This is a genomic window from Paenibacillus jamilae, from assembly GCF_050482105.1.
In the GTDB taxonomy this organism is placed as follows: Bacteria; Bacillota; Bacilli; order Paenibacillales; family Paenibacillaceae; genus Paenibacillus; species Paenibacillus jamilae_B.
On the sequence record NZ_JBCNHI010000018.1, the window covers coordinates 117,996 to 142,696 of the forward strand.

General features: G+C 46.6%; 21 protein-coding genes. 18 read left to right on the top strand and 3 right to left on the bottom strand.

All coding sequences use genetic code 11. The annotated features are described in order from the left end of the window. The first annotated feature begins 17 nt into the window (after window positions 1-17). From ABEW32_RS15650 to ABEW32_RS15665, 4 genes are all read left to right on the top strand, one after another. Complete coding sequence (locus ABEW32_RS15650; RefSeq protein WP_430190381.1) at window positions 18-842, top strand: hypothetical protein; 825 nt, start codon at window positions 18-20, stop codon at window positions 840-842. Window positions 843-918: 76 nt separating this feature from the next. Further along, entirely contained in the window at window positions 919-2,034 is a 1,116-nt protein-coding gene (locus ABEW32_RS15655) for an aminopeptidase (RefSeq protein ID WP_013371870.1), read from the top strand. A gap of 91 nt (window positions 2,035-2,125) precedes the next feature. Continuing rightward, window positions 2,126-2,368: an HPr family phosphocarrier protein gene (locus tag ABEW32_RS15660; protein ID WP_430189039.1), complete on the top strand. Its 243-nt coding sequence runs from the start codon at window positions 2,126-2,128 to the stop codon at window positions 2,366-2,368. A 141-nt stretch (window positions 2,369-2,509) separates the two neighbouring features. Then, a complete protein-coding gene (locus ABEW32_RS15665; protein ID WP_430189042.1) occupies window positions 2,510-2,800 on the top strand; it encodes an Fpa/YlaN family protein in 291 nt (96 codons plus the stop codon). Between the two features lie 192 nt (window positions 2,801-2,992). Here the strand turns inward: ABEW32_RS15665 and cax are convergent, their stop codons facing one another. After that, complete coding sequence (gene cax / locus ABEW32_RS15670; RefSeq protein WP_430189044.1) at window positions 2,993-4,063, bottom strand: calcium/proton exchanger; 1,071 nt, start codon at window positions 4,061-4,063, stop codon at window positions 2,993-2,995. Between the two features lie 192 nt (window positions 4,064-4,255). Between cax and ABEW32_RS15675 the strand changes: the two genes are divergently transcribed. Continuing rightward, entirely contained in the window at window positions 4,256-4,621 is a 366-nt protein-coding gene (locus ABEW32_RS15675) for an Asp23/Gls24 family envelope stress response protein (RefSeq protein WP_013310912.1), read from the top strand. A 226-nt stretch (window positions 4,622-4,847) separates the two neighbouring features. On the opposite strand, the gene ftsW is transcribed toward ABEW32_RS15675, so the two are convergent. Next, window positions 4,848-6,110, bottom strand: a complete 1,263-nt coding sequence (gene ftsW / locus ABEW32_RS15680) for a putative lipid II flippase FtsW (RefSeq protein WP_430189046.1) — start codon at window positions 6,108-6,110, stop codon at window positions 4,848-4,850. 247 nt (window positions 6,111-6,357) lie between these two features. On the opposite strand from ftsW, the gene ABEW32_RS15685 reads away from it, so the two are divergent. The 9 genes from ABEW32_RS15685 (at window position 6,358) to ABEW32_RS15725 (ending at window position 15,601) form a co-directional block, all read left to right on the top strand. After that, window positions 6,358-7,563: a M20 family metallopeptidase gene (locus tag ABEW32_RS15685; protein ID WP_430189048.1), complete on the top strand. Its 1,206-nt coding sequence runs from the start codon at window positions 6,358-6,360 to the stop codon at window positions 7,561-7,563. Window positions 7,564-7,646: 83 nt separating this feature from the next. Continuing rightward, window positions 7,647-8,075 carry a CBS domain-containing protein gene (locus ABEW32_RS15690; RefSeq protein WP_142612190.1) on the top strand — a complete coding sequence of 143 codons (429 nt, stop codon included), beginning with the start codon at window positions 7,647-7,649 and terminating at the stop codon, window positions 8,073-8,075. Window positions 8,076-8,235: 160 nt separating this feature from the next. Beyond that, window positions 8,236-10,062 (top strand): DNA repair helicase XPB, encoded by a 1,827-nt coding sequence (locus tag ABEW32_RS15695; protein WP_430189050.1) that lies wholly within the window; start codon window positions 8,236-8,238, stop codon window positions 10,060-10,062. A 6-nt stretch (window positions 10,063-10,068) separates the two neighbouring features. Beyond that, on the top strand, window positions 10,069-12,054 hold the full coding sequence (locus ABEW32_RS15700) for a helicase-associated domain-containing protein (protein WP_430189053.1): 1,986 nt from the start codon (window positions 10,069-10,071) through the stop codon (window positions 12,052-12,054). Window positions 12,055-12,161: 107 nt separating this feature from the next. Next, entirely contained in the window at window positions 12,162-12,602 is a 441-nt protein-coding gene (locus ABEW32_RS15705) for a YlbF/YmcA family competence regulator (protein WP_090890024.1), read from the top strand. Between the two features lie 34 nt (window positions 12,603-12,636). After that, entirely contained in the window at window positions 12,637-12,897 is a 261-nt protein-coding gene (locus tag ABEW32_RS15710) for a YlbG family protein (RefSeq protein WP_017427798.1), read from the top strand. Window positions 12,898-13,126: 229 nt separating this feature from the next. Then, on the top strand, window positions 13,127-13,564 hold the full coding sequence (locus tag ABEW32_RS15715) for a hypothetical protein (protein ID WP_013371860.1): 438 nt from the start codon (window positions 13,127-13,129) through the stop codon (window positions 13,562-13,564). 210 nt (window positions 13,565-13,774) lie between these two features. Then, window positions 13,775-14,704, top strand: a complete 930-nt coding sequence (locus ABEW32_RS15720) for a selenium metabolism-associated LysR family transcriptional regulator (protein ID WP_430189055.1) — start codon at window positions 13,775-13,777, stop codon at window positions 14,702-14,704. A 27-nt stretch (window positions 14,705-14,731) separates the two neighbouring features. Further along, entirely contained in the window at window positions 14,732-15,601 is an 870-nt protein-coding gene (locus ABEW32_RS15725) for a PHP domain-containing protein (protein WP_430189058.1), read from the top strand. Between the two features lie 92 nt (window positions 15,602-15,693). Here the strand turns inward: ABEW32_RS15725 and ABEW32_RS15730 are convergent, their stop codons facing one another. Further along, on the bottom strand, window positions 15,694-17,442 hold the full coding sequence (locus ABEW32_RS15730; RefSeq protein ID WP_430189060.1) for an Rqc2 family fibronectin-binding protein: 1,749 nt from the start codon (window positions 17,440-17,442) through the stop codon (window positions 15,694-15,696). A gap of 230 nt (window positions 17,443-17,672) precedes the next feature. Between ABEW32_RS15730 and ABEW32_RS15735 the strand changes: the two genes are divergently transcribed. From ABEW32_RS15735 to ABEW32_RS15750, 4 genes are all read left to right on the top strand, one after another. Then, window positions 17,673-20,471, top strand: a complete 2,799-nt coding sequence (locus ABEW32_RS15735) for a calcium-translocating P-type ATPase, SERCA-type (RefSeq protein ID WP_430190384.1) — start codon at window positions 17,673-17,675, stop codon at window positions 20,469-20,471. 104 nt (window positions 20,472-20,575) lie between these two features. Continuing rightward, entirely contained in the window at window positions 20,576-21,409 is an 834-nt protein-coding gene (dapF, locus tag ABEW32_RS15740) for a diaminopimelate epimerase (RefSeq protein WP_430189063.1), read from the top strand. 207 nt (window positions 21,410-21,616) lie between these two features. Then, the gene (locus tag ABEW32_RS15745) at window positions 21,617-22,642 is read left to right on the top strand and encodes a hypothetical protein (RefSeq protein WP_430189066.1); all 1,026 of its coding nucleotides are present in this window, start codon (window positions 21,617-21,619) and stop codon (window positions 22,640-22,642) included. A gap of 156 nt (window positions 22,643-22,798) precedes the next feature. Beyond that, the gene (locus ABEW32_RS15750) at window positions 22,799-24,685 is read left to right on the top strand and encodes a bifunctional homocysteine S-methyltransferase/methylenetetrahydrofolate reductase (protein ID WP_430189069.1); all 1,887 of its coding nucleotides are present in this window, start codon (window positions 22,799-22,801) and stop codon (window positions 24,683-24,685) included. Window positions 24,686-24,701: the final 16 nt, after the last annotated feature.

Sequence of the window (24,701 nt, forward strand, 5' to 3'; positions counted from 1 at the left end):
GGAGAAAGCAATGGGTGATGCGGGGTTGTGTGTTTCTAATCATATGTGTGTTAGGCGGTTGTACACTGGATCGACAATATACCCCTGAGCAGATTTTTAGAAGAGCTGTTGCGGGAATGGCTGGCAAAGAGAGGGTAACATTTACTGGACAGACTGGGATCAGGGCTAACGGCGGCTTACCTCCGACTAAACAGTTTAAATATACTGGAGAGGTGACTAATCACGATGAACTGATCATGCAGTGGGAAGCTGCAGAGAATTTCCGTAAGCAAGGCGACCATGTAGCCCTGACAAAAGATAAGACAAAGTCTGGTGTTGCACATGAACGGTTCCTTCGTCAAAAAGGAAAATGGATTGCGCTGGCATCTGGGGATACCTCTATGGCCCAAAATGGCATGTTGAATCGTTTCAATCCAATTCAGGAGCTTGAGGAATTAAACACACTGAATAAGAACGTTCGTATGGAACAGGGAGCTGCCCGAGGAACTTGGGTGGTGAGGATTGAACCAGAACCTGCCTCGGCAAAACGTTGGTTGAAAGAGCATCTAATGGAAGAAATGAATGCGTTAAATCCTCAAACTGGGATATTAAATGCGCAGTATACAGCAACGAACCAAAAGCTGCAACAAAAGCTGAGCCAAGTATGGAAGCAAAGTTGTGAAGATATGAACAATCAGCTAGAGCATTCCACTGTGCGGACTGTGTACCATTTAACAATAGATCGCCAAACGGGTTTACCCTTAAAGCTGTCATCTGAATGCCGAATTTCCCGACAGGTTACGAATGAAGAACAACATCAAGAGGCTCTGATAACCAGAGTTGCTTTTGAGGACTACAAGTAACGGAGCGGGCATGATACAATGGATTTTGAATTAACCGTTGTTCAAAAAGAGTGAAATAAAGAAGGAGAGACGCTACATGAAAGATCCTAGAATACTTAAGCTGGCGGAAAACCTGGTAGGTTACTCTGTTGAAGTACAGCCTGGAGAAAATGTATTGATCGAAATGATCGGTACAGAACGTGACTTGCTTAACGCCATTATTCATGAAGTTGGTAAAAAGGGCGGAAATGTTTTTGTTCAGCTTACAGATCGTAAGGTACAGAGCGCTATGCTTCGCAATGCGACAAAGGAAATGCTGGAAACCTGGGCTGAAATTGATCTCAACCGCATGAAGCAAATGCACTGTTACATCGGAATTCGTGCAGGGGAAAATGTAAATGATCTGTCAGATGTACCGGAAGATAAAATGAAAATGTATAATTCCATTTATCAGCATGCGGTACATAGCGAACAACGTGTAAAACACACCAAATGGGTAGTGTTGCGTTATCCGAATGACAGTATGGCTCAATTGGCCAATATCAGCACCGAAGCATTCGAAGATTTTTATTTCGATGTATGCAACCTGGATTATGCTAAAATGGACAAAGCTCAAGATGCATTGGCAGATCTAATGAACCGGACAGACAAAGTACGGATCAGCGGTCCAGGTACAGACCTGAGCTTCTCGATCAAGCAAATTGGAGCCATTAAGTGTTCGGGCCAATGTAATATTCCAGACGGCGAAGTATACAGCGCGCCTGTACGTGATTCAGTTAACGGAACCATCAGCTATAATGCACAAACTCTGTACAATGGAATTACTTTTGAGAATGTTAAATTCCGTTTTGAAAATGGTAAAATCGTGGAAGCGACAAGCAACGATACAAAGCGGTTAAATGATATTCTCGATTCCGATGAGGGAGCACGCTATATTGGCGAGTTTGCAATCGGGTTTAACCCGCACATTTTACATCCAATGAAGGATATCCTGTTTGACGAGAAGATCGCAGGTAGCTTACACTTTACACCAGGCCAAGCTTATGAAACAGCGGATAACGGTAACCGTTCTTCGATTCATTGGGATTTGGTGCTGATTCAGCGTCCAGAATACGGTGGCGGTGAAATTTACTTTGATGATGTATTGATCCGTAAGGATGGGATTTTTGTGCTGCCTGAACTGGAGCCTTTAAATCCTGAAAACTTGAAATAACGATATCTGTTCTTGCTGAGAAAGCGATTTCAATGTATCATTATGAATGAGCATTGATACATGACAATCCAGTAAAGCGAGGGATCTTACTATGTCCAACAATAATGCGGTGGTTGTTGAAATTGCACAGACAGCGAGCAAATTCACTTCTTCCATCGTCCTTCATTCCGAAAATAAGTATATTGATGTGAAAAGTATACTGGGCTTGTTCACGACCTTGGTCAGCAGCCACAGTTATGAACTGCACGTTCACGGCCCTGACGCCGAGGAAGCCAAAAAAGCGATTGTTGAGGTATTCCAGAAGCATGGTCTGCACATTTCAGTAGCCACCTAACTTATTGAGGAAGCAAAAAGCATCCCTACCTGTAACTGTAGGGATGCTTTTTTTGTCAGGTTCTTGTATTAGCCTGCAATTTGGTCTAATATTAAGGTTAGGACGTCTTGTGCGACATTGAGACATAGGGGGGAAGAATCCATGACTTCATCTGATTTGCAGGAACAATTGAATATCAAGGCCGTTAATCTGCTTCAGGAAGATGCAGATAAAATAAAGAAGCTTATTGAAGTACAGATGGAGAATCTGGCAACCCGTTATTGCCCTCTCTATGAGGAAGTGCTGGATACTCAGATGTACGGATTTTCCAAGGAAGTGGATTTTGCGGTTCGCGCCGGACTTCTTCCGGAAATGGTAGGTAAACAGCTGGTCAGTGAGCTGGAACGCAATCTGGCTATTCTATATGAGGCCATGAATAATAAGGCTAATTAGGAAGACGGTTGAATGAATGAGAGCATGCGAAGTTTGAGAGCATGCTTTTTTTGATGCCTTTTTTAAAAGGGGACGAGGGAACTAGTTCACCTTTGCCCTTGAATTTTGAAAATTTAAGCGGCTATATCATCTTAAAAAATTCAAGAGCAACAGTGACCAGAAGATGAAGTGAAACTTTAAAACCATTGGAAGCTATACGAGGAAGAAGGATACACCTAACAATACATACACTACCAGCAGCATGAGTCCCTCATACCAGTTGGTTGAGCCGTCCTGGGTGATGGATTTGGCGATAAATACAGCGACGGCAATGGCTACCAGTTCAATGGTGGTGAAAACGATATTCATCGTATTTCCCATAAAGTAACTGACAAAAATCAGTACAGGGGCAACGAATAGGGCAATTTGTAAACTGCTGCCGACCGCAATTTCGACAGCTGCACCGATTTTGTTCTTCATGGCCAGTAAAATGGCGGCACTATGTTCAGCTGCATTACCAATAATAGCAACAAGAAAAGCACCTACGAATAATTCGCTGAGTCCAAATTGAGCCGTAAAGATCTCCAGTGTACCAACCAGCCATTCACTGACAAAAGCGACCATAACAGTAGCGAGTACCAAATACGTAATGGATTTATTTCTTGACCATACAGGAGCATGTTCATGTGGCAATTCCTGATCTTTTTGTTCGGTTACATCAGCCAAATAGTCTTTGTGCGTAATCATAGAAAAAATAAGCCACGCAATATACGCGACAATGAGCGTGCCTGCAACAATAAGGCTGAGTGTATCTGATTCGCTATCCGTGATCACATGTGTGTTCAAAAAGACAGCTGGAACGAACAAAGCGATAACAGCCACAATCATTAGGGAGCCGCTTAAACCAGCCAGCGATATATTGAAATTTTGTACTTTGTATTTCAAACCGCCAGCGAACAGACTTGCTCCGAGCACCAGCAGTAGATTGCCGATGATCGAACCGGTAAGGCTGGCCTTTACCATATCGTAAAGGCCCTCTTTGACAAGAAAGATGGCGATAATTAGTTCGGCTGCGTTACCGAAGGTAGCATTTAGGAATCCACCTAAACGTTGGCCAGCATAATGTGCGACACTTTCAGTCGCCCTACCGAGAAAACCAGCTACAAATACAACGGAAATCGCACAAATGACAAATTGGGCTATGGCATTCCAGTGTGTGTAATGACCGACTGCGCTAAGAGCGAATGTCACTATAAGCAAAGCGGGAGATAACCATTTTTTCAATGAAGAGCACCTCGATATCAATAGTTGTGTACAAGTTTGGTGAATACTGTCACTTGTATGGATTTTCTAAATTAATATACCCAAAACGATATAGGTTGTAAACGAACGATATTTTTCATATGTAAGGTTTGCATTTGGTGTGGCTGAGGCTTTACAATACAAATAAAGGATGGATGAAGGGGGACATAGGTCATGGCAGAGCAAATTCAACAACTGGAAGCAGGAAACATCAAGATTTCCAACGATGTCGTAGGAAAAATTGCCGGGATGGCCGCATTAGAGACACCAGGCATTGCTGCAATGTCTGGCGGTTTGTCGGAAGGCTGGGCTAAAAGGCTGAGCGGTAAAAATGTGCAAAAGGGCGTATCAGTGGAGGTTGGACAACTGGAAGCTGCCATTGATCTACGTATTATCGTGCTCTACGAAACACCTATTCATGAGGTGTCCCGAATTCTTCAGCAAAATGTGCGAGAAGCCGTCGAAAGCATGACGGGTTTGCGGGTTGTGGAAGTGAATGTAAAAGTGGAGGGTGTCGCCTTCAAGGACGATGCAGTGTAATAGAGTCGTCACATGCTAGATGGACATTTTTCGCCAATGGTATAGATGCAGGAATTCCCTGCGATAACCCGAAAAAGAACACGAAAACTGGTGGTTATAAAACGCCAGTTTTTGTTTTGTGAATTTACCTGTATAGTATTTTTCAGACAGACTCGTAAGGTAATACATATACAAAAAAAGAACTTCCAATGCCACCGCGAATAGTGGTCATATGGAAGTTCTTTTTTTAACGATAACGGTTGGCTCTGCGAGTTTGGAAACGATTGGGGACTTCATTGCGGACGGTTACCCCTGTAGTGCGTTCCTGCACTGCTTGTTTGGTGTTCTCACGAGAAATACTGAGCATAATGCCCATGGAAAACATCATGATAAGTAGGGAGGAGCCACCAAAGCTAATAAATGGAAGCGTCACACCAGTGATTGGAATGGTTTGGGTTACCCCGCCGATATTAATGAAGGCCTGAATCGCGATCAAGCCCATGATGCCAGTACCCACCAACGTTCCGAACGGATCATGACAACGAAGTGCGATGATCATGCCTCGCCAAATGAAATACAAATATAGCATCAGGAAAATAGCTGTTCCGATAAATCCAAATTCTTCACCAATGACAGAAAAGATAAAATCATTAAACGAGTTGGGCAGATAATGCAGCTTGATAATACCTTTACCAAAACCTGATCCGTTTAGGCCGCCCTCGCCAATAGCTTGCAACGACTGAACCAGATTGTATCCCGTTCCTTGTCTATACTTCTCGGGATTAAGAAAGGCTTGAAAGCGTCCGATTTTATAATCTTGCTTGGCAGCTGCAGTTTGCCCATTTGTGCTATCGGAATTTCCTCCAAACAACGAGCCAATACCAAATACAATGGAAGCACCCAGCACGAGCAGGAGGATTGATGCTGTAATGTGCTTGACGCTTGCTCCCCCGGCATAAATAATCAAGCCACTGGTGGCTACCAAAATAAAGCAGGAGCCTAAATCCGGCTGAAGCATGATGAGTCCAGCAACAAAGCCTACAATGACAGTTACAGGTATGTAGCCAGTCCGCAAATCTCTAAATCGATCTCCTTTTTTGACAATTAGTGCGGATAAGTAAAGGATAATGGAGATTTTTGCGAGTTCTGTTGGCTGGAAGCCAATACTACCGAATCTGAGCCAGCTTTTTGCGCCGTTAAGAGAGCCTGTAAAAAGAACGATGATTAGCAGTAATATAGTTATGAAAAATAAAGGCACAAAGAGCTTTTTATATTTTTCCATCTTAATATTCATAGCTACCAGCATAATAAATAGTCCAAGTACAGCAAATGCGGCCTGGCGCTTCACAAAATATAAGGAGTCAAAATTGTATTCTTTATTCAGCAGAGCTACGCTGGAGCTGGAGCTAAATACCATGATGACACCGAATCCAACCAGCAACAAAGTGAGGATCAGCAATTGGAAATCCGGTGTCCCTCTTCTTCGAGTCTCCGGCTTCGTATTTCTCATATCAGCTTCCCCCGGTATTCGCCGCAAGGTATATTCCTCGCAGACGTTTATCATTTTATCGTTTATCCATTTTATCATAGTATGTTTGATAGGCTTCTGCAACCATCTAGAGCAACAGATATCACAACAATTCCATATCTGCTACAATAGGATAAAAATAAAGATTTGAGAGAAACGGCACATACAGGGTAAGCTGCATGACTGATCGGGAACTTGCCCGATGTCTTAAAAGGAGAGGTGGAGCATAATGACACAACAAGCGATGGACCAGACCTGGTTCGATCAATTACAAGAAAGTATGGTGGAGTGGAGAAGACATTTACATAAGAATCCCGAAATTTCTTTTCAGGAAAGCAAAACCGCAGCTTTTGTAGCAGACAAGTTAGAAAGCTGGGGAGTAGAAGTTCGCCGACAGGTAGGGGGACACGGCGTTGTAGGTACCATTCGTGGTGCCAAACCTGGACCTGTCGTTATGTTGCGTGCCGATATGGATGCTCTTCCTATTCAGGATGAAAAGGAATGTGAATATCGCTCCAGCGTGGATGGAGCCATGCATGCGTGCGGACATGACGGACATACGTCTGTTTTGCTTGGGACCGCATATTATTACAGTCTGAACCGCGATCAGCTGGAAGGAGAAATCCGATTTTTGTTCCAGCCTGCGGAGGAATTGCTGCCTGGAGGTGCGGTCCATGTAATCAAAGACGGCGTGCTGGAAGGCGTGGATGTCATTTATGGCATTCATTTATGGACACCATTTCCGGTCGGGACCGCTGCGAGTTGTGCCGGGCCATTGATGGCGGCGGCCGACGATTTTTATATTGAAATTACGGGTAAGGGTGGGCATGGTGGCATGCCCCAGTCCACTAATGATAGCGTGGTGGCAGGTTCGGCTCTTGTTATGCAACTACAAAGTATCGTAAGCCGTTCAGTCGACCCGCTAAGACCTGCTGTGTTAACCGTGGGAACCATTCAAGGGGGCTCTGCGCAAAATGTAATTGCGGAAACCTGTCGCTTGAGCGGAACCATTCGTACGTTTGATGAGCAGACCCGGACGGTCATGAAGGAGCGACTGCATGAGGTAACTGAGCTTACAGCAGCCACATACGGGACATCAGCCCATATTCGCTACATTATGGGATACCCGCCAGTTGTCAATGATGCCCAAGAAGCGACTCGCTTTTTTAAGGAAGCAAAGTCTGTGTTCGGCGAAGGGAATGTACAGGAAGCGTCAAAATTGATGCCAGCCGAGGATTTTGCGTATTATTTGGAACGTGTGCCAGGTTGTTTTATGTTTGTAGGGGCGGGGAATCCGGCTAAAGATGCAATTTATCCGCATCACCATCCAAAATTTGATTTTGATGAGGATGCTATGATCAACGCAGTTCGTCTGTTTATTGCTATGTCTAATGGGTATGCTGCTGGGCGGAAAGAAGGGGCAATAAACGGCTAATACGAATTAAATTGGGAACATGCAATCAGGAGTATGAGCTGAATGAAATGGGGTACCCTACTCTTGAAAAGGAGGGAGTACCTATGAAAAAGGTTCAGGAAGTTATGACTAAAAAATGTGTAACGGTTACCCCGCAGGATAATATTTACGAAGTAGCGGTCAAAATGAAAGACAATGATACGGGCTTTATCCCAGTTGTGGAAAGCGAAGGCAGTGACAAGCTGATCGGTGTGGTAACGGACCGTGACCTTGTTATTCGCGGCTATGCGGCTAAAAATTCTGGCTCTGGTTCGGTGGATACGGTAATGACCACAGGTATTCGTACAGCCAGTGCTGACATGTCGGTGGATCAAGCAGCTGAACTGATGGCAGAGCAGCAAATCCGTCGCTTGCCTGTAACAGAAGGAGATCGCCTGATCGGGATTGTTTCGATTGGGGATTTGGCTGTGCGTAATATCTTTGCAGACAACGCCGGAGAGGCACTTAGCCAAATTTCCGAGCAGGTACACTAGAAAAATAATAAGGCAGACATCAGTTTGGGACGGTCTTTATCCCAAGCTTCTGATCAGGAGTTCAACCCGATTATGGGTTGGACTCCTTGCTATTCCGGTTGATAGTACGAATAAACGGATAAGCTATTTAGTATAGAACTTTGAGTGCCAGGAGGTAGTTATGAATCCAGATCATCCTTGTATTGTACAACGTGATTTTACTATTTTGCTGGAAATGGGCTTGCCTGATTCGGAATGGGCTCGTTCACAGTTGCAGATTTATGCGGAGTTAATTAAAAGCCCGTCTGCTTTTCATACATATCACATCACTCCATTGTCGCTCTGGAACGCAGCTGCGCTCGGGTGGAGTGCTGAAGACATTCAAAATAGTTTGCACTCTATGTCGCGTTGGGATATTCCACGTGATTTGTTAAACGATATTGAACAGCTTGTTTCTCGTTACGGGACATTGACGCTGTCACGGGCAAGTGTAAAAGAAGTACAACCTTGCGGTACAGAACCGCTTAACGCGTATCGTGATGAACATGAACCAGACAGAGGTACAAAGACGAGAAAAGCTACCGACACGTATACCATGGGTGATCGCTTGATCTTGGCAGCAGAGACTCCAGTTTTACTGGATGAGCTTCTGAACAAGAAAGAGCTAAAACAGCTTGGTTTGCTTCGCACCAATGAGACAAATGTATCCGTACCGCCTGAAAACCGAGGCTTGCTCAAGCAGGAATTAACTCGCTTGGGATATCCCGTGATGGATACGGCAGGTTATCTTGAGGGGAATGAGCTTCGTTTTACCTTGGGGAAGGGACAGACGAAGTTGCAGCTCCGTGATTATCAGGTGAAAGCCGCCGATGCATTTGAAGGCGCAGACGGATTAGGGGGGAGTGGTGTACTGGTACTCCCATGCGGAGCCGGAAAAACAGTGATCGGTATGGCGGTGATGAATCGGCTTCAGTGCGAGGTGCTTATTTTAACCTCCAATACTACATCCGTGCGGCAATGGATCGAGGAATTAAAGCAAAAAACGAACATTCCTAGCGATTCTATCGGGGAATACAGTGGTCAGAAAAAGGAGGTGCAACCGATTACGGTGGCAACCTATCAGATTTTGACGCATCGTCGTACCAAAGACGGAGAGTTTGAACATATGAAGCTGCTGAGTGAGCGGAAGTGGGGACTCATTATTTACGATGAGGTGCATTTGCTGCCTGCGCCTGTATTCCGGGCGACGGCTGACATTCAGGCTACCCGCCGTTTGGGACTAACAGCTACGTTAGTGCGAGAGGATGGGTGTGAGCGGGATGTTTTCTCTTTAATTGGACCCAAACGATATGATATGCCGTGGAAGGAACTGGAGCGGCAGGGTTGGATCGCTCAGGTCGATTGTGTAGAGCTGCGTTTGCCCATGACCACTGAACTTTTGGAGCGAAGTATGCGTGCTGAAGGTAGACAGCAATACCGAATTGCAGCCGAGAATCCAGTTAAGCTGGAGGCCGTACGCAGTCTGCTGCAGCAACACAAGGGGCTACCAACGCTTATTATTGGTCAATATTTAGATCAGTTACGTAAATTGGCACAGGAACTGAACGTCCCGTTGGTTACGGGTTCCATGACTCAGAGCGAGCGGGTACGTTGGTTCGATGCGTTCCGCAAGGGTAATATTCAAACCCTATTAGTCTCCAAGGTGGCGAACTTTGCAGTGGATTTGCCGGATGCAGCGGTGGCCATCGAGGTATCGGGCAGCTTTGGTTCCCGTCAGGAAGAGGCACAGCGACTTGGCCGCATTTTGCGCCCAAAGGCAGGCGAGAATAAAGCTTATTTTTATGCATTAGTGACGGAGAACAGCAGAGAGCTGGATTTTGCAGCACGTCGTCAGCTGTTTCTGATTGAGCAGGGTTATGAATATGCGGTTCACAGGTTTAATGGGACGGTGGCCAGCAGAAGCCAGGAGAACGAGACTGAAGATGGCGGAAAGAAAAAGGAGGCCTAATTAAGGATGGGCATAACGAATACGCAAGGCAGTTGGAAAGAGCTTTCCGCGGATGAACTGCTGGTGCTTAGACGATGCTTTATTCGGTACGCGGCACAGCCTATGAAGGAAGAGGAGCCTATGCAGCTTACTCGAGGTACCTTAAGCGGAGTCGAAACAAAACTTGCACTCCATGAGCTCCGCACCCGTGGGTGGCTGGAGGCAGTCATCAAATCGTGGGGTGAACGGATTTTATATATTCCGGTTGATCGGCTACCCGCTCTGTACGATATGTTGTTAGAACAAACTCCAATGAACAGAATACATACGGATCATCCGACAACGATACATGAGGCAATGACAGGATTGGAGTCCGAATTGCTGCATGTGTTGTCACGTATTGCGGTACAGGGAGTCCCTTTGACAGCTAAAGGAACCATACATAAGCGGTCATTGCAAAAATTGAATGAACTGACTCCCTTTCATGCAGAAGACCTGGAGGGACTAGGCTTACATTATGCGCATGCCGAGCTGTATCCAGTCCAAACAGTAGTAATGATCGATTTACTATTCAGCTTGGGGCTATTAGTGAAAGAAACGGTGTCTCTTCGCATTCAGGAAGCGGAACTGGCGACATGGATTCGTTTGTCTGCTGAGCAAATGCGCAAGCATATTTTTGCTATCCTCATGGAAAGGTACGGCAAGGCTGAAGCGTCCATGCAGCATTTTCGCTATATGCTATGTGCCGTCTCGAAGTATGTAGGAACAGATGGGTGGATATCTATTCAGCGTTTGCTGCAATGGATGCTTCAGGTGGGATTAATGCCGCAGAATAGTTTAAGTGGAAAGGATTCTACGAACAGAACCCTTATAGACATTGTTCCTACAATCACAAATATCGAAGAGCTTGCGGATGAAAGGGCATCTGATTTTAATTTCAACGGTACTCTTATGGAAGAGATAAAGGGTTGGCTGAAAGGCCTAACTGCTTTTGGAATGGGGGATTGGGGCCAGACCACATCAGGCGAGCTGTGTTTTCGCTGGAATGTCTCCGTGACAGATCTGCTCTGTGCACAGAATGACGAGGAAGCACATCAAGAACAAGGTGCCTTTTATGTGCAGCCTGATTTTGAAATATTGGTCCCACCAGATGTGGCATATGATGTGCGCTGGAGATTGGAATGCTGTTGTGAGCGTGTGTCAGGGGATCGGATGATTGTCTATCGAATGACCAGAGGGAGTGTTACAGAGGCAATCGAGATGGGCATGAAGGCCACAGCGATTCCCGCTCTTTTGGACAAGTACAGCCGGACAGGTGTGCCTGAACATGTACGGCTGGCAGTAGAGCAGTGGGCAGGCGATGTCGGACGAACGGCTTTTGCGACGGTAACACTGTTGCGGTGCGGCACTCAGGAGGATGCGGACTTGGTTGCACGTCATCCTGCGCTGAAAGGATTACTGGAGAGACTCGGCGACAAAGATTTTATTATTCCGGCACGTTCTGTTGAAAAAATACGAAAAGCACTCACTGCAATAGGATTAAGTCCGCGTCTTGAGCCAGAAGGTGTAGATGAGCCAGCTCATCATTATCCATTGTTGACAGAGGCAGAGAATCTAGATTCAGGTCGTGCACTATTTTCCCAAGAGGGAAGAGCTGGTTTGGTTTATACAGGGCGCACGTTGCATTTTTATGAGCAAGAGCACACTTTGCCTGATCCGTCTGACTATTTTCCGGAAAGATCCACAGTCCCCTCTTCATGGACGAAAGAATGGAGGAGTTACCATACTTCCACTTCCAGGCAGTTAATGGAGCAAGCGATCCGTTGGCAGGCAGCGGTTGGACTGCGAATCGATGGGAAAGACGTTAAATGGATACCGGAATCAGTGGTTTCCGGTGAACCTTGGAGTGTCACAGGCTGGTACGCCTCTGAAATGGATGAGCAAATACCTTCTCGTGTGACTTTGCAGCCAAGTGATTGGTCTGATATGAGGCTGTTGGTTTCTTTTACATAGTAGCGCCAGGAAGTGCATGAAACTCCTTCTTCTCAAAAGGAGGATGTGGTATGATAAATGAGTCTACTTTTATTGGGTAGAACTTTATATAAAGTGAGATGACATTCATGAGCGTAGCCGAGTTAAACACGGTCAATATGGCAGAAGTGCTTATTAACGCCTATGAATTGGGCGATATGGTCAACCGGTCCTTCGAGGTATCGGATTATTTATATTGGAAGCAGCGTGTGGAATCGAACCCGTCTATTCAGGCGTGTGTACGCAAGCTGGATGCCAAAAAGGAGCTTTTCGCTGAAACGGAGCGTTTTGGGCATTTTCATCCAAATTACCATGAAGCGAAGGATGCAGTGCAGGTTGTTGAACTGGAACTGGAGCAATTTGAGGCTGTTAAGGAGTTCAAGCGCGCTGAAAAGGCGCTGGATGATATGCTTCATGCCATGTCTGAAACGATTGCATATTCTGTGTCCGAGACCATTAAGGTGCCGAGCAACGATCCAAATGTGAAAAAGGGCGGATGCGGCAGCGGAGGGAAATGCTCCTGCGGATAGGCCATAGGAATGATACGGAGGGGAGATGAAGCGAGTGTTTGCCGAGCGGACAGGGTACATCATTTGGGTAAGCGATATCAAGGCTGCCCGCAATCTGGAGAAATACGGAAATGTCCACTATATTTCAAAGCGTATGCATTATGTAGTTATTTATATGAATGCGGATCGGGCAGAGGACACCGTTAAAAATATTCGCAGACTTTCCTATGTGCGTAAGGTTGAGCGCTCTTTCCGAAATGAGATTAGGACGGAGTACAACGACGATAAGGAAAAGATGAAAGAATATGAAATATAAGCTTTGATTGTCTATACATTGCGTTTCTCAAAAAAAGGTCAGCCTGCGGGCTGGCTTTTTTTTGTAAAGTCAGGACTTTTGCATACCGATCTTAATGCTGTTAGACCTAAAAAATCTTTAAAAAACCCCCATAAACTTCAATTTTGTAACTTGTAGTCCCGGGTCTGTTGAGGTAACATATGAATATATTGGTAGATATAAAGACCTATCTGGTGGGGAGAGTGATCCCGTGCGTGACAAGGCAATGCAGCGATGGAGTACATACGAACCGTTCTACGTGGAGATGGGCGATAAGAAAGTCGCCGATATCGTGATTACAAATCATGCGAAAACACGTTATTTAGATCGGGTAGAGCAGAAACAGTCCGAGACGAATCATATCGCCGCCTGGCTTTGGGAATGCCTGAAGCAAAACAGGATGGAGTCCTACTATCATAATGAAGAGGATGTATATTTGATTGATGGCGATCTGGTCGTTGTCGCCGAATTTGGTGAGTTGCCAGGTGAGATGGACATTGCGGGGAATCCGCTTCATAAGATGATTATCATAACCTTTTTGGGTCGGATGTCGGAGACCATTGAATTAAGAGACTTGAAGTCCTACTATTCATGGCTGCGTCATTCGCGGCGCATGACACTGATGAAAAGCACTCGTAAGCAAAAATAGACGGTGATTTAGCGGAAGGTTCTATCAAAAAAAGAGATATATGCTCATTGATCTCGTCGAGTTTGAGTAGAAGTATGCAGTTATCAGCTGCATGCTTTTTTATTTTGCAAGTACATAACTATATAAATTCGGTAAGTTTACTCGGAAATTATTCGCCAGACGTTTTTCTTATGCTAAAATAAGGAGATCAGAGGGGAGAGGACTGTCAGTATGAACTTTCATCAGCTGCACATTTTTTATACCGTAGCGGAACGCGGAAGCTTCTCGGCTGCGGCACAAGCGCTGCACATGACGCAACCTGCGGTGACGATGCAAATTCAATCTTTGGAAGATTATTTTGGCACGAAGCTACTGCACCGATCGACTAAAAAAATTGAGCTTTCGGAGGCCGGAGCGACCTTGCTGCCTTTTGCGAAAAGAAGTATGCAACTGATCAGGGAAGCTGACGAGGCGATGTCTGCTTTTACTCACATGCTGGAGGGAAGACTGCATATAGGAGCCAGCCTAACGATTGGTGAATATATAGTGCCAAGAATGCTGGGACCGTTTGGTCAGGAGTACCCTCACATACGCATGGCGATGAATGTAATGAATACGACTCAAATTATGGATGATATACTCAAGCATCAGTTGAATTTAGGGCTGATTGAGGCCCCGGTTCAACACCCGGATATTGTGGTGGAATCTGTGATGCAGGACGAACTAAAGCTGATTGTTCCTTCGGGACATGTGCTAGCCAAGGCCAAAAAGGTAGTTTTGGAAGATGTATTTAAGCACCCTTTTGTAGCCAGAGAAAAAGGCTCTGGTACACGACAGGTCATAGAAGACGGACTGAAAAGTCGTGGTGCGGATGCCTCTAGACTGGATATCGTAATGGAGATGGGTAGCACTGGAGCGGTCAAATCAGCAGTGGAGGCCGGACTGGGTATTACTATGCTATCACCTTCTTCGGTCAAACATGAGGTTGCGCTCGGATTATTAAAAATTGTAAATATTTCAGATACTACCTTCAAACGAGAATTTTATGCCATTCACTTGAAATCAGCGTTGCTACCGATTCCGGTAGTAACTTTCCTATCTTACTTACGTCGTCATGATCAGGGAATGGACGTATTCGAGGATTCGCAAACAAGCTTGTAGAGATGAAAGAGGAGGAGAATGTGTGTAATGAAGGAACAGATGAATTCACAGCGATATGATCTACATACTCACACTCAAGCATCTGATGGTATGCAATCACCTGCTGATAATGTACGCTGGGCGAAGGAAAAAGGACTGGCCGGTGTGGCTATTACAGATCATGATACGGTGGCTGGTCTGGATGAAGCTTTGGAGGAGGGAAGACGCATAGGAATGAATGTGGTGCCGGGCGTGGAAATCAGTACACGTGCTGGCGGCAAAGACATTCATATATTAGGTTATTTTATGGATTACCGAAATAAAGTGTTTTTGGAACGGTTAGAAAAGCTGAGACAGGCGCGGGATACCCGTAATGATTTGATTTTGAGTCGATTGCGTAGCTTGGGCGTGGAAATCACGCTTGATGAGGTGGTGGCTACGATGGGCAGACCACTGGCACCGGATGAGAGCATTGGACGTCCGCATATGGCAGATACGCTGGTTCAAAAGGGTTATGCGAAGGATATGCGGGATGCGTTTGACCGTTACTTGGCCGAAGGTGCGCCCGGATACGCATCTGTGCCTCGTGTAGAGCCTGCGGAGGCGATAAGCTGGATTCGTGAAGCAGGAGGGGTGCCTGTAGTGGCCCACCCCGGCTTGTACGGTAATGATGAGCTGGTGCGTTCCATTATAGAGGCAGCGAAGCCTGTAGGGTTGGAGGTGCGACATTCAGATCATGATGCTGAGGCTGAGAGCCGATATACGGCTATGGCGGTGCATTACGGGCTGATCGCAACGGGCGGCTCGGATTTTCACGGTGCGCGCCAAGGTGTGATTTTCCACGGTGATCTGGGTAGCCGTAGTGTGGATGGTCAGGTTGTCGCGGAATTGAGAAAGGCTGCTGTTGGACAAAAGTAAATGAAAAGCCCCTTGCCACCGCATGGAACACCAGAAGTGCACCATGCAAAGGGCAAAGGGCTTTTTTTGTGGATTTCATATGTTGGTGAAACCTAGCCGTTTTTGATGCGATTCGGCAGCTTTTTGACCAGTTCCTCATCAGGTGTGATAAAGAGCGTACGCTGATGATCGTAGATGACAAAGCCGGGCTTCGCTCCGCTGGGCTTGCGTACATGTCGAATCAAGGTGGCGTCTACAGGTACGCTGCTGGACTGCTTGGCTTGGCTAAAATAGGCAGCCAGTTGTGCAGCTTCCTCCAACGTTGCATCTCCGAATTTCTCGGCACGAATAACGACGTGTGACCCTGGAATATCCTTTGTATGCAACCACGTGTCATTGGGTCCGGCCAGTCGGTTGGTCACATATTCATTCTGCAAGTTATTTTTGCCAACCAGCAGCTCGATACCTTCGGAAGAGGTATATACGTGCAAGGTCGGACGGTCATTTTTCTTCTTTTTCTTTCCTTTTTTGGCCCGATCTCTAAGATATCCCTGCTGAACCAATTCTTCTCGAATCTCCTCAATGTCGTTGATAGAGGCATGGGCTAGCTGCTGAAGAAGATTGTCCATATAACGAATTTCTTCGTGCGTCTTCTCTAGCTGTCCATCTATGACAGCCAGGCTGTTTTTATATTTGTTGTACTTTTTAAAATACCTTTGTGCATTATCGGAGGGATTAAGGAGCGGGTCCAATGGAATGGTTATCGCACCCTGTTCTTCGTCATAGAAGTTGGTGAGCGTTACTTCCTTGTCCCCCTTTTTTACCTCATGCAGTGAAGCAAACAGTAGCTCTCCGTAAATCCGAAATTGATCGGCATCTTCCGCTTCGGCCAAATCCTGATGGAGATGGTCGAGTTTTTTTACGTTTTTGCTTCGCTCGTTTTGCAGAAAACGCAGCAAATCGCTAACCTTTTGCTTAACTGTGTCCCTTTCTGCCTTTTCACCGAAAAAGTCCTCCATACACTCGCTGATGGTAGCGTACTCCTTACGCTCTCCTTGGATCAACGTCAGTGGAATGGCCGAAAATATTACTTTATCTTGTGCATCCAGTCCAGACACCGGCTGAAAACGATGATCCCGTACGTCATTCATGATGCCGCTGAATGTCCTCCACAGTCGAAGACCCTTATCACCAGATGCTTCTTCATTAGATGCTCGGGTTAGTATCTCTTCAGCAATAAGAGGGCTAAGCCCAGTAAAAGTGTTCACGATCCAGCGTTTAGGAGCTTCCTCGGCCTCAAGGGCTGCTTGATACGAGGAAATGAAGGCTGTTTCGTCAACTTCTAGCGGATTCAGCTTGTTTTGTTCAGGAGGCTCTGTGTATTGAAAGCCTGGCATAACGACCCGATAGCTGCTGATAGAGGGTGTGACATGATGAATGCCATCCAGCATCATACCTGTTTCTGGGTCAAGCAAAATAATGTTGCTATGTCTACCCATCACTTCAATGATAATCCGCTTAAATGAAATATCCCCCAGTTCATCACGCTGACGTATATCCATATGAATTATGCGTTCCATGCCCACCTGCGTGATCTTCTCAATAATGCCGCCTTCGCAATGTTTGCGAAGAAGCATACAAAACATAGGTGCTTCTGTCGGATTGAGAAAGCTTTGCTCCGTAAAATGTACACGCGGAAATGTCGGATTAGCCGACAGTAACAGCTTTACGCTCCCGCCTTGCGCTCGCAGGTTCAGCACGATATCGCGTTCGTTAGGCTGATGTATTTTATTAATGCGCCCGCCACGGATGGTTTGCAGTTCGTGTACGATAGCGCGGGTTACGATTCCGTCCAATGCCATAATGTATGTTCTCCTTTGAAGCAAATGTATTTTCGCCTTCCTTCTATGATACATAACTTTGGGACAAAACTTAAGCGGCATTGTGATATTTCGAGTCCTGTCCGAATAGATTGAATCAAGAAAGTCTGTCCAGCATATCAGCAATCGCGGCACAAAAATATAATAACGGGCAGCCATCCTACGCACAACCGACGGAAACGGACTATCTGACCGGGAGGGAATTGGGGAGAATGGAACAAGCACACTGGCACCAATTAAGCAATGAACAGCTTTCAACAAGTCTGGAAGTCGACCCGAAGCAGGGTCTTTCGGAGGAACAGATTGCGGAACGAAGAGAAAGGTCGGGATGGAATGAGCTGAGCGAGGGTAAGCGTGTTTCGGCAATCTTGCTACTGCTCAACCAGTTCAAGGATTTTATGATGCTCGTATTGATGGGAGCGACCCTGATCTCCGGCCTGCTCGGCGAGTATTTGGACGCGATCACCATTATTGCTATCGTTGTACTGAATGGAGTTCTCGGCTTTGTACAGGAATTCAGAGCTGAACGTTCATTGCGAGCTTTAAGACAGCTCTCTGCTCCAACCGCCAAGGTGCTGCGAGGCGGCAAACGAGTACAAGTTCAGGCTAGAGAACTGGTGCTGGGCGATATCGTGCTGCTGGAAAGTGGTGATCGTATCCCCGCAGATGTAAGGTGGTTGAGTACGAACGGCTGTGATGTGGAAGAGTCTGCCCTGACCGGTGAGTCAGTTCCGGTGAGCAAGCATTGCCGCCCTATTCATGCTGCCGAAGTACCTCTTGGGGACCAAAAGAACATCGGTTTTATGGGCACCATGATGACCAGAGGCACTGGGCAAGGGGTGGTCATTCGTACAGGCATGAGCACCGAAATGGGGAAGATTGCAGACTTGATCGAAAATACGGAATCGCAAGAGACACCGTTGCAGCACAGATTAGAACAATTGGGAAAAATTTTGATTATCGTGGCGTTGGCGCTAACCGTGCTCGTAGTCGTAGCGGGCATTTTGCATGGTCAACCAGCCATGAACATGTTTCTGGCCGGCGTGAGCTTGGCTGTGGCAGCTATACCGGAAGGATTGCCCGCAATTGTAACCATTGCACTCGCTTTGGGTGTACAGCGTATGATCAAGCGCAAGGCAATTGTACGCAAGCTGCCTTCCGTCGAGACGCTCGGCTGTGCATCTGTCATTTGCTCCGATAAAACGGGCACACTGACTCAAAACAAAATGACAGTCACCAAGCTATGGCTGGATGGCCGTTTTTGGGGAGTTACGGGGGAAGGCTATGACCCACATGGTCATATCATGGACAGGGATCTTCCTGCTGACCTTAAAAACGGACAATCCTTGCGTAGATTGCTGCAAGCCAGTGTACTTTGTAATAATGCAGAAATCGTTCAAGCTGACATAGATGAGCTGCGTTCGAAAAAGAAAGCCAAAGAGCCGACGCCTTCTGCTGTGTGGGAGCTTAAAGGTGATCCGACAGAAGGAGCGCTGGTCACGCTGGCTGCCAAGGGCGGAGTCACGCGACAAGGGCTGTATGAACTGTACACACGGGAGCGAGAATTCCCTTTTGACTCGGATCGCAAGCGGATGTCGGTACTCGTGCGCCACCAGGGAGGACACATTGTATTTGCCAAAGGAGCGCCGGACGTGCTACTGGGCCAGTGCTCTTACATTTTATGGGAAGGGAATGTCGTTCCGTTAACGGGTACGCTGCGCCAAAAGGTATTGGCAGCCAACGAGGGCATGGCATCGGAGGCGCTGCGTGTACTTGGTGTGGCCTACCGTGACATCCGCTCGCACGAGCGTGTCTCTACGGTTGAGGAGGCTGAAGCACAGCTGATTTTTATCGGCTTGACTGGCATGATTGATCCGCCACGTCGCGAGGTTCGCGAGGCCATTGGCAAGTGCCGTCGTGCCGGCATTCGCACCGTGATGATTACGGGCGATCATGGTACAACTGCGGAGGCGATTGCACAGCAACTGGGTATTCTCCAACGCGGCTCACAGGTGTTGACAGGACAGCAATTGTCAATCATGGATGATGCGGCGTTGGATAACGCCGTTGATACTGTCTCCGTGTATGCGCGGGTGTCGCCGGAACACAAGCTGAGAATCGTCAAATCACTGCAAAGACGCGGACATGTCGTAGCTATGACTGGAGATGGCGTCAACGACGCACCAGCGATCAAGGCATCGGATATCGGCATTGCAATGGGCATTACAGGGACAGACGTGACCAAAGAAGCGGCTGCACTTGTGCTGAGTGACGATAATTTCTCAACGATTGTAGCGGCGATTGAGGAAGGACGAAATATTTACGAAAATATCCGTAAATTCATCCGCTATCTACTCGCCTCCAATGTTGGCGAAATTTTAACGATGTTCTTTGCCATGATGGCTGGGCTGCCACTGCCTTTGCTACCCATTCAGATTTTGTGGGTAAATCTGGTGACTGACGGTTTGCCAGCCATGGCTCTAGGGGTGGATCAGCCGGAAAAGGATCTTATGGAGCATAAGCCTCGTGGCGCAAAGGAAAATATTTTTGCACGTCGACTGGGCTGGAAAATTATTAGTCGCGGTCTGTTGATCGGCTTATGTACACTTACGGCCTTTTGGTTAACTTTACGGATTGCTCCAAATGATGCAGGGCAATTGATCAAAGCACAGTCGGTTGCCTTTGCTACGTTAGTGCTGGCACAGTTAATTCATGTATTTGATTGCCGCAGTTCCCGTTCCGTCTTCCATCGTAATCCGTTTCAAAATACTTATCTCGTGCTTGCTGTACTGTCCTCCGTAGTGCTGATGCTGGTTGTAATGTACGTGCCTGTGCTACAGCCTATTTTCAAAACGGTACCCCTTGGTTTACGTGAATGGGCGCTATCGATTGTCGCAGCTGGAATTCCAACGTTCCTGATGGGAGCTGGAAGCGTATGGGGTGGTCGCCGTAACCGTCATCGTGGCGGAAATACGCACTTTTCAGCGGGACGTACCAAGTTTTCAGCCTAGAAAGCCATACATTACATTGCTTTCCCGCTTTTGCCCTGTATGCTATGATGGAATCAAAGCTTCAAAGAGGAGCATGAGATCAGCAGCAACAGCGGGGGGAAGCTATGGAATTCACTAAAATGAACGGTCTGGGTAATGATTTTATCGTTTGGTACGGGCATCAGGAATTGCCATCTGACGCCTCGGAATTAGCTGTTCGGCTATGTGATCGACATTTTGGTATTGGCGCCGATGGATTGGTATATATATTGCCGTCTGACAAGGCAGATTTTCGTATGCGCATCATTAACTCGGACGGTTCGGAGGCTGAGCAATGCGGTAACGCTATTCGTTGTGCTGCCAAATATGTGTATGACCGTAAGCACATCAACCGTGAACAAATTACGATCGAGACACTGGGTGCTGGTGTGCAGCAGGTTGAGCTGACTGTAGAAAACGGAACTGTACGTATGGTGAGGGTAGATATGGGAGAGCCGATTCTGGAGGGATTGAAAATTCCAACTACACTGGATCTGACTAACGTAGTTAACGAGCCCATTGAAGCCGGAGGAAGTGGTTTTCGTTTTACGGCTGTATCTATGGGGAATCCGCATTGTGTCATTTATGTTGAGAATGCGCCTAGCTTTGAACTGGAGGCCTGGGGGCCGAAGCTGGAGCGCCATCCGTTATTCCCTAATAAAACAAATGTAGAGTTCGCTACAGTACGAAACCGGAAGCACATAGATATGAGAGTATGGGAGAGGGGGGCCGGGCCTACGCTAGCTTGTGGGACTGGAGCCTGTGCCACGCTTGTTGCTTCTGTACTCAACGGATACAGTGATCGCCGCGCTGTGGTAAGCCTGAAGGGCGGCGATCTAGATATCGAATGGAGCGAGGATGACAATCACATCTATATGACAGGACCTGCTGAGATTGTGTACGAAGGCCGTCTGTTCTAAATGATGTGAGTTATAGGAATAGCGCGCAACTGGCCCAGAAATCTCATAGAAATGAAGGGGAAGAAGACCTTAGCTGGTCTTCTTTTTTTGGCCTTTTATGCCGCTGTTTACTGGGAATATGGTGAACAAAGCGATATTCTGTCTTTTTTTGACGTCTGAACAATGTATAATATAGAAAATGAGAAAACGATAAGGAGGCCGTTCATAGTGCGGAAATTTCGTTGGATTTCAGCAGTTGCAATCCTAATATTTATAGCCACCGCGCTTCCGGTTCAAGCGGCGACTATTCCTGCTGCTACGGAAACGACGGACAAGCAGGTTGGCTCGTTAACTCCGACAGTCGTAAGCCGTTTAGAAAAAGCAGTGCAAGAACTTATCGGTTCAAAAACTGCATTTCAATTTGATGATGTGACGGATATGGGGAAAACCTGGATTGTCGAGGGTGAATTAGAAGACGGAACAGCTACGTTGCAGACAGAATATAATAAAGAGAAAAATAGAGTGGATTCTACAACCATACGATATAAGATAAGTAGTTTGGGAAAAGCGATGAACGCGCCGCTCAAGGCAAAAGTATTAAACAGCGCCAAAACGTTTGACAGCAAGCGTCCTTTACAATTTGAAGCATTCTGGCGGGTCAAATCCCCTTATCAGTCCAATAAGCCTTCAAATTACTGGGTATTCTGGGGCGCAGGAGAAAAAGCTTCCTCATTGTATGTTGATGTGGACCAAGGCAACGGTATAACCATCAATGCAGACTACGCACTGAAGCAGGTGGACCCTGTTTTATTGAACCGTGCAATGAACACATTTAAGCGAGTGAGTGGACAGCGAATCACAGTGCAGCATGCCTCACGGTACAAGGATGAGAAGAATGGGCTTTCATATTGGTCGTTCGAGGATGCAAGCGAGGCGAGTGAGGTGAAGATTGACGCGGTAACCGGCAAAGTGCTGGCTGTTTCCACCTCTGGGATGGACTGGAATGATGATGCAGATTTCAAAAAAACTTTTGCAAGTCCAAAATATACTGCCGCAGAAGCTTTGAAGCTGGTCAAGCCAAAGGTCCAACTGTTGTTTAATATCAATTTGTCCGACTATAGAGTGAAAGTTCAAGGAAATCAATATACGTTCTCCAAGCAGCAAAAGGGAGCGGATTCTGTTGTCGCTAAAGTGAATAAAAAAGGGAACTTTTACGAATTCTCTCTCCATCCTTCTGATGGGAAAATGCTATGAGAATATAGTGGAAAATAGATCATGATCAATCCAGTCGCTTCACTCCTGATATCATATTATCGGGACGTGAGGCGGCTTTTTTTGTTTTTGGCTTATGTTTGTAGTCTCTTTATGTTACATTAGTATGAAAATAAAGAGCGGGGTGGAGCAGAGGACATGAAACCGGATTTGCGTACTGTACTGAATCGTGAAATTATTGTCGGAGACGGCGCTATGGGGACTTTTTTGTCCCAGCTAGGATTTCCAGTGAATACGTCTTACGAAGAACTGAACATTACTTCGCCTGATGTCATAGCAGAAGTGCATGGTCAATATTTAAATGCAGGAGCACGATTGCTGGAGACGAATACATTCTCTGCAAATGATTATAAGTTGGCCCGTTTTGGACTGGAATCTAAGGTAGAAGAAATCAATCGTGCCGGTGTGAGAATTGCCAGGGCTGCGGCTGGACCTGAACATTATGTAGTAGGTGCGGTCGGTTCCATATGTGGAGGCAAACGTCTTAGCATATCTAAGCTAGAACTGTCAAGAAACTACGAGCAACAGATCGATGCTCTTCTTTCCGAAGGTGTTGACGGCATTTTATGTGAAACATTTTATTCACTGGACGAAATGCGCATTGCGCTTCACAGTGTACGTAAATACAGTGACATTCCGGTAATTTGTCAATTTGCGGTTGATCAGGTTGGGCGTACCCAAGATGGTTTTTTAGTAGCACAAGCTTTTTCAACACTGCGTGGTGAAGGAGCTGACATCCTCGGTTTTAACTGTCACTCCGGTCCGCAGGGAATTATGAGTGTCATGGAGCAGTTGGACGGTCCCTTGTCTGTTCCGCTGTCGGTATATCCGAATGCGGGATTGGCAGATTACGTGGACGGTCATTATGTATACGGGGCATCACCTGAATATTTCGGGGAATGTGCCACATCTTTTGTAGATCTCGGTACGAGGCTGATTGGTGGTTGCTGTGGAACGACACCAGACCATATTGCTGCTATTTCCAAAGCTTTAAACGGTTTGCACCCCCCCCTGCTGGCTCCAAAAGAAGCCTTTTCGGCGGAAGTCATTCATGTGGTGGAACAGACAGCAGATGAAGGGGGACGAGGAAATGGCAGACATGCCAGCGAACCCAACATTGTGGATCTGGTTAAGGAACGGCATACGGTCATTGTAGAGCTGGACCCTCCGCGAGATCTTGATATTACCCGGTTTATGCAAGGTGCACATGCGTTGAAGAAAGCCGGAGCCGATGCCCTTACACTCGCAGACAATTCGCTTGCAGTCACTCGTATGAGCAATATGGCGCTGGGGCATCTGGTCAATATTGAAACAGGCTTGCGTCCACTAATTCATATCGCATGTCGGGACCGTAATCTGATCGGTACTCAATCCCACATGATGGGTTTTGACGCACTGGGTATTAACCATGTACTGGCGGTTACTGGGGATCCGGCACGGTTCGGTGATTTACCAGGCGCCAGTTCGGTGTATGATATGACATCTTTTGAAATCATACGCATGATCAAGCAGCTAAATGATGGTGTTGCGTTTTCTGGTAAGCCACTGAAGCAGAAAGCTAATTTTGTGGTGGGAGCCGCTTTTAATCCGAATGTTAAGCATTTGGGTAAAGCCGTACAGCGGTTGGAAAAGAAAATTGCCTCCGGGGCCGATTATATTATGACCCAGCCCGTTTACGATCCAGAGCTGATTACAGCCATCGCGGCAGAGACTCAGCATCTGGAGGTACCCATTTTTATTGGTATTATGCCGCTGGCTAGTGGCCGCAATGCAGAATACTTGCACAATGAAGTTCCCGGCATTCAGCTATCCGATGAGGTGCGTGCACGTATGTCAGGGCTGGAGGGTCCAGAAGGACGAGCAATGGGCGTGTCCATTGCCAAGGAGCTGCTTGATACAGCCATGGAGTATTTTAATGGAATCTATTTCATGACTCCCTTTATGTTCTATGAAATGACAGCTGAGCTGACTTCATATGTATGGCAAAAATCAGGCCGAGTACAGGCCCCCTTGTTTCGACTATAATAATCAATTACAATAG

Coding starts and splice junctions, on each gene's coding strand:
- ABEW32_RS15700 (WP_430189053.1), top strand. CDS start 10,069: ATGGGCATAACGAATACGCAAGGCAGTTGGAAAGAGCTTTCCGCGGAT.
- ABEW32_RS15705 (WP_090890024.1), top strand. CDS start 12,162: ATGAGCGTAGCCGAGTTAAACACGGTCAATATGGCAGAAGTGCTTATT.
- ABEW32_RS15660 (WP_430189039.1), top strand. CDS start 2,126: ATGTCCAACAATAATGCGGTGGTTGTTGAAATTGCACAGACAGCGAGC.
- ABEW32_RS15675 (WP_013310912.1), top strand. CDS start 4,256: ATGGCAGAGCAAATTCAACAACTGGAAGCAGGAAACATCAAGATTTCC.
- ABEW32_RS15655 (WP_013371870.1), top strand. CDS start 919: ATGAAAGATCCTAGAATACTTAAGCTGGCGGAAAACCTGGTAGGTTAC.
- ABEW32_RS15720 (WP_430189055.1), top strand. CDS start 13,775: ATGAACTTTCATCAGCTGCACATTTTTTATACCGTAGCGGAACGCGGA.
- ABEW32_RS15690 (WP_142612190.1), top strand. CDS start 7,647: ATGAAAAAGGTTCAGGAAGTTATGACTAAAAAATGTGTAACGGTTACC.
- ABEW32_RS15735 (WP_430190384.1), top strand. CDS start 17,673: ATGGAACAAGCACACTGGCACCAATTAAGCAATGAACAGCTTTCAACA.
- ABEW32_RS15650 (WP_430190381.1), top strand. CDS start 18: ATGCGGGGTTGTGTGTTTCTAATCATATGTGTGTTAGGCGGTTGTACA.
- dapF (WP_430189063.1), top strand. CDS start 20,576: ATGGAATTCACTAAAATGAACGGTCTGGGTAATGATTTTATCGTTTGG.
- ABEW32_RS15725 (WP_430189058.1), top strand. CDS start 14,732: ATGAAGGAACAGATGAATTCACAGCGATATGATCTACATACTCACACT.
- ABEW32_RS15750 (WP_430189069.1), top strand. CDS start 22,799: ATGAAACCGGATTTGCGTACTGTACTGAATCGTGAAATTATTGTCGGA.
- ABEW32_RS15695 (WP_430189050.1), top strand. CDS start 8,236: ATGAATCCAGATCATCCTTGTATTGTACAACGTGATTTTACTATTTTG.
- ftsW (WP_430189046.1), bottom strand. CDS start 6,110: ATGAGAAATACGAAGCCGGAGACTCGAAGAAGAGGGACACCGGATTTC.
- ABEW32_RS15730 (WP_430189060.1), bottom strand. CDS start 17,442: ATGGCATTGGACGGAATCGTAACCCGCGCTATCGTACACGAACTGCAA.
- ABEW32_RS15685 (WP_430189048.1), top strand. CDS start 6,358: ATGACACAACAAGCGATGGACCAGACCTGGTTCGATCAATTACAAGAA.
- ABEW32_RS15665 (WP_430189042.1), top strand. CDS start 2,510: ATGACTTCATCTGATTTGCAGGAACAATTGAATATCAAGGCCGTTAAT.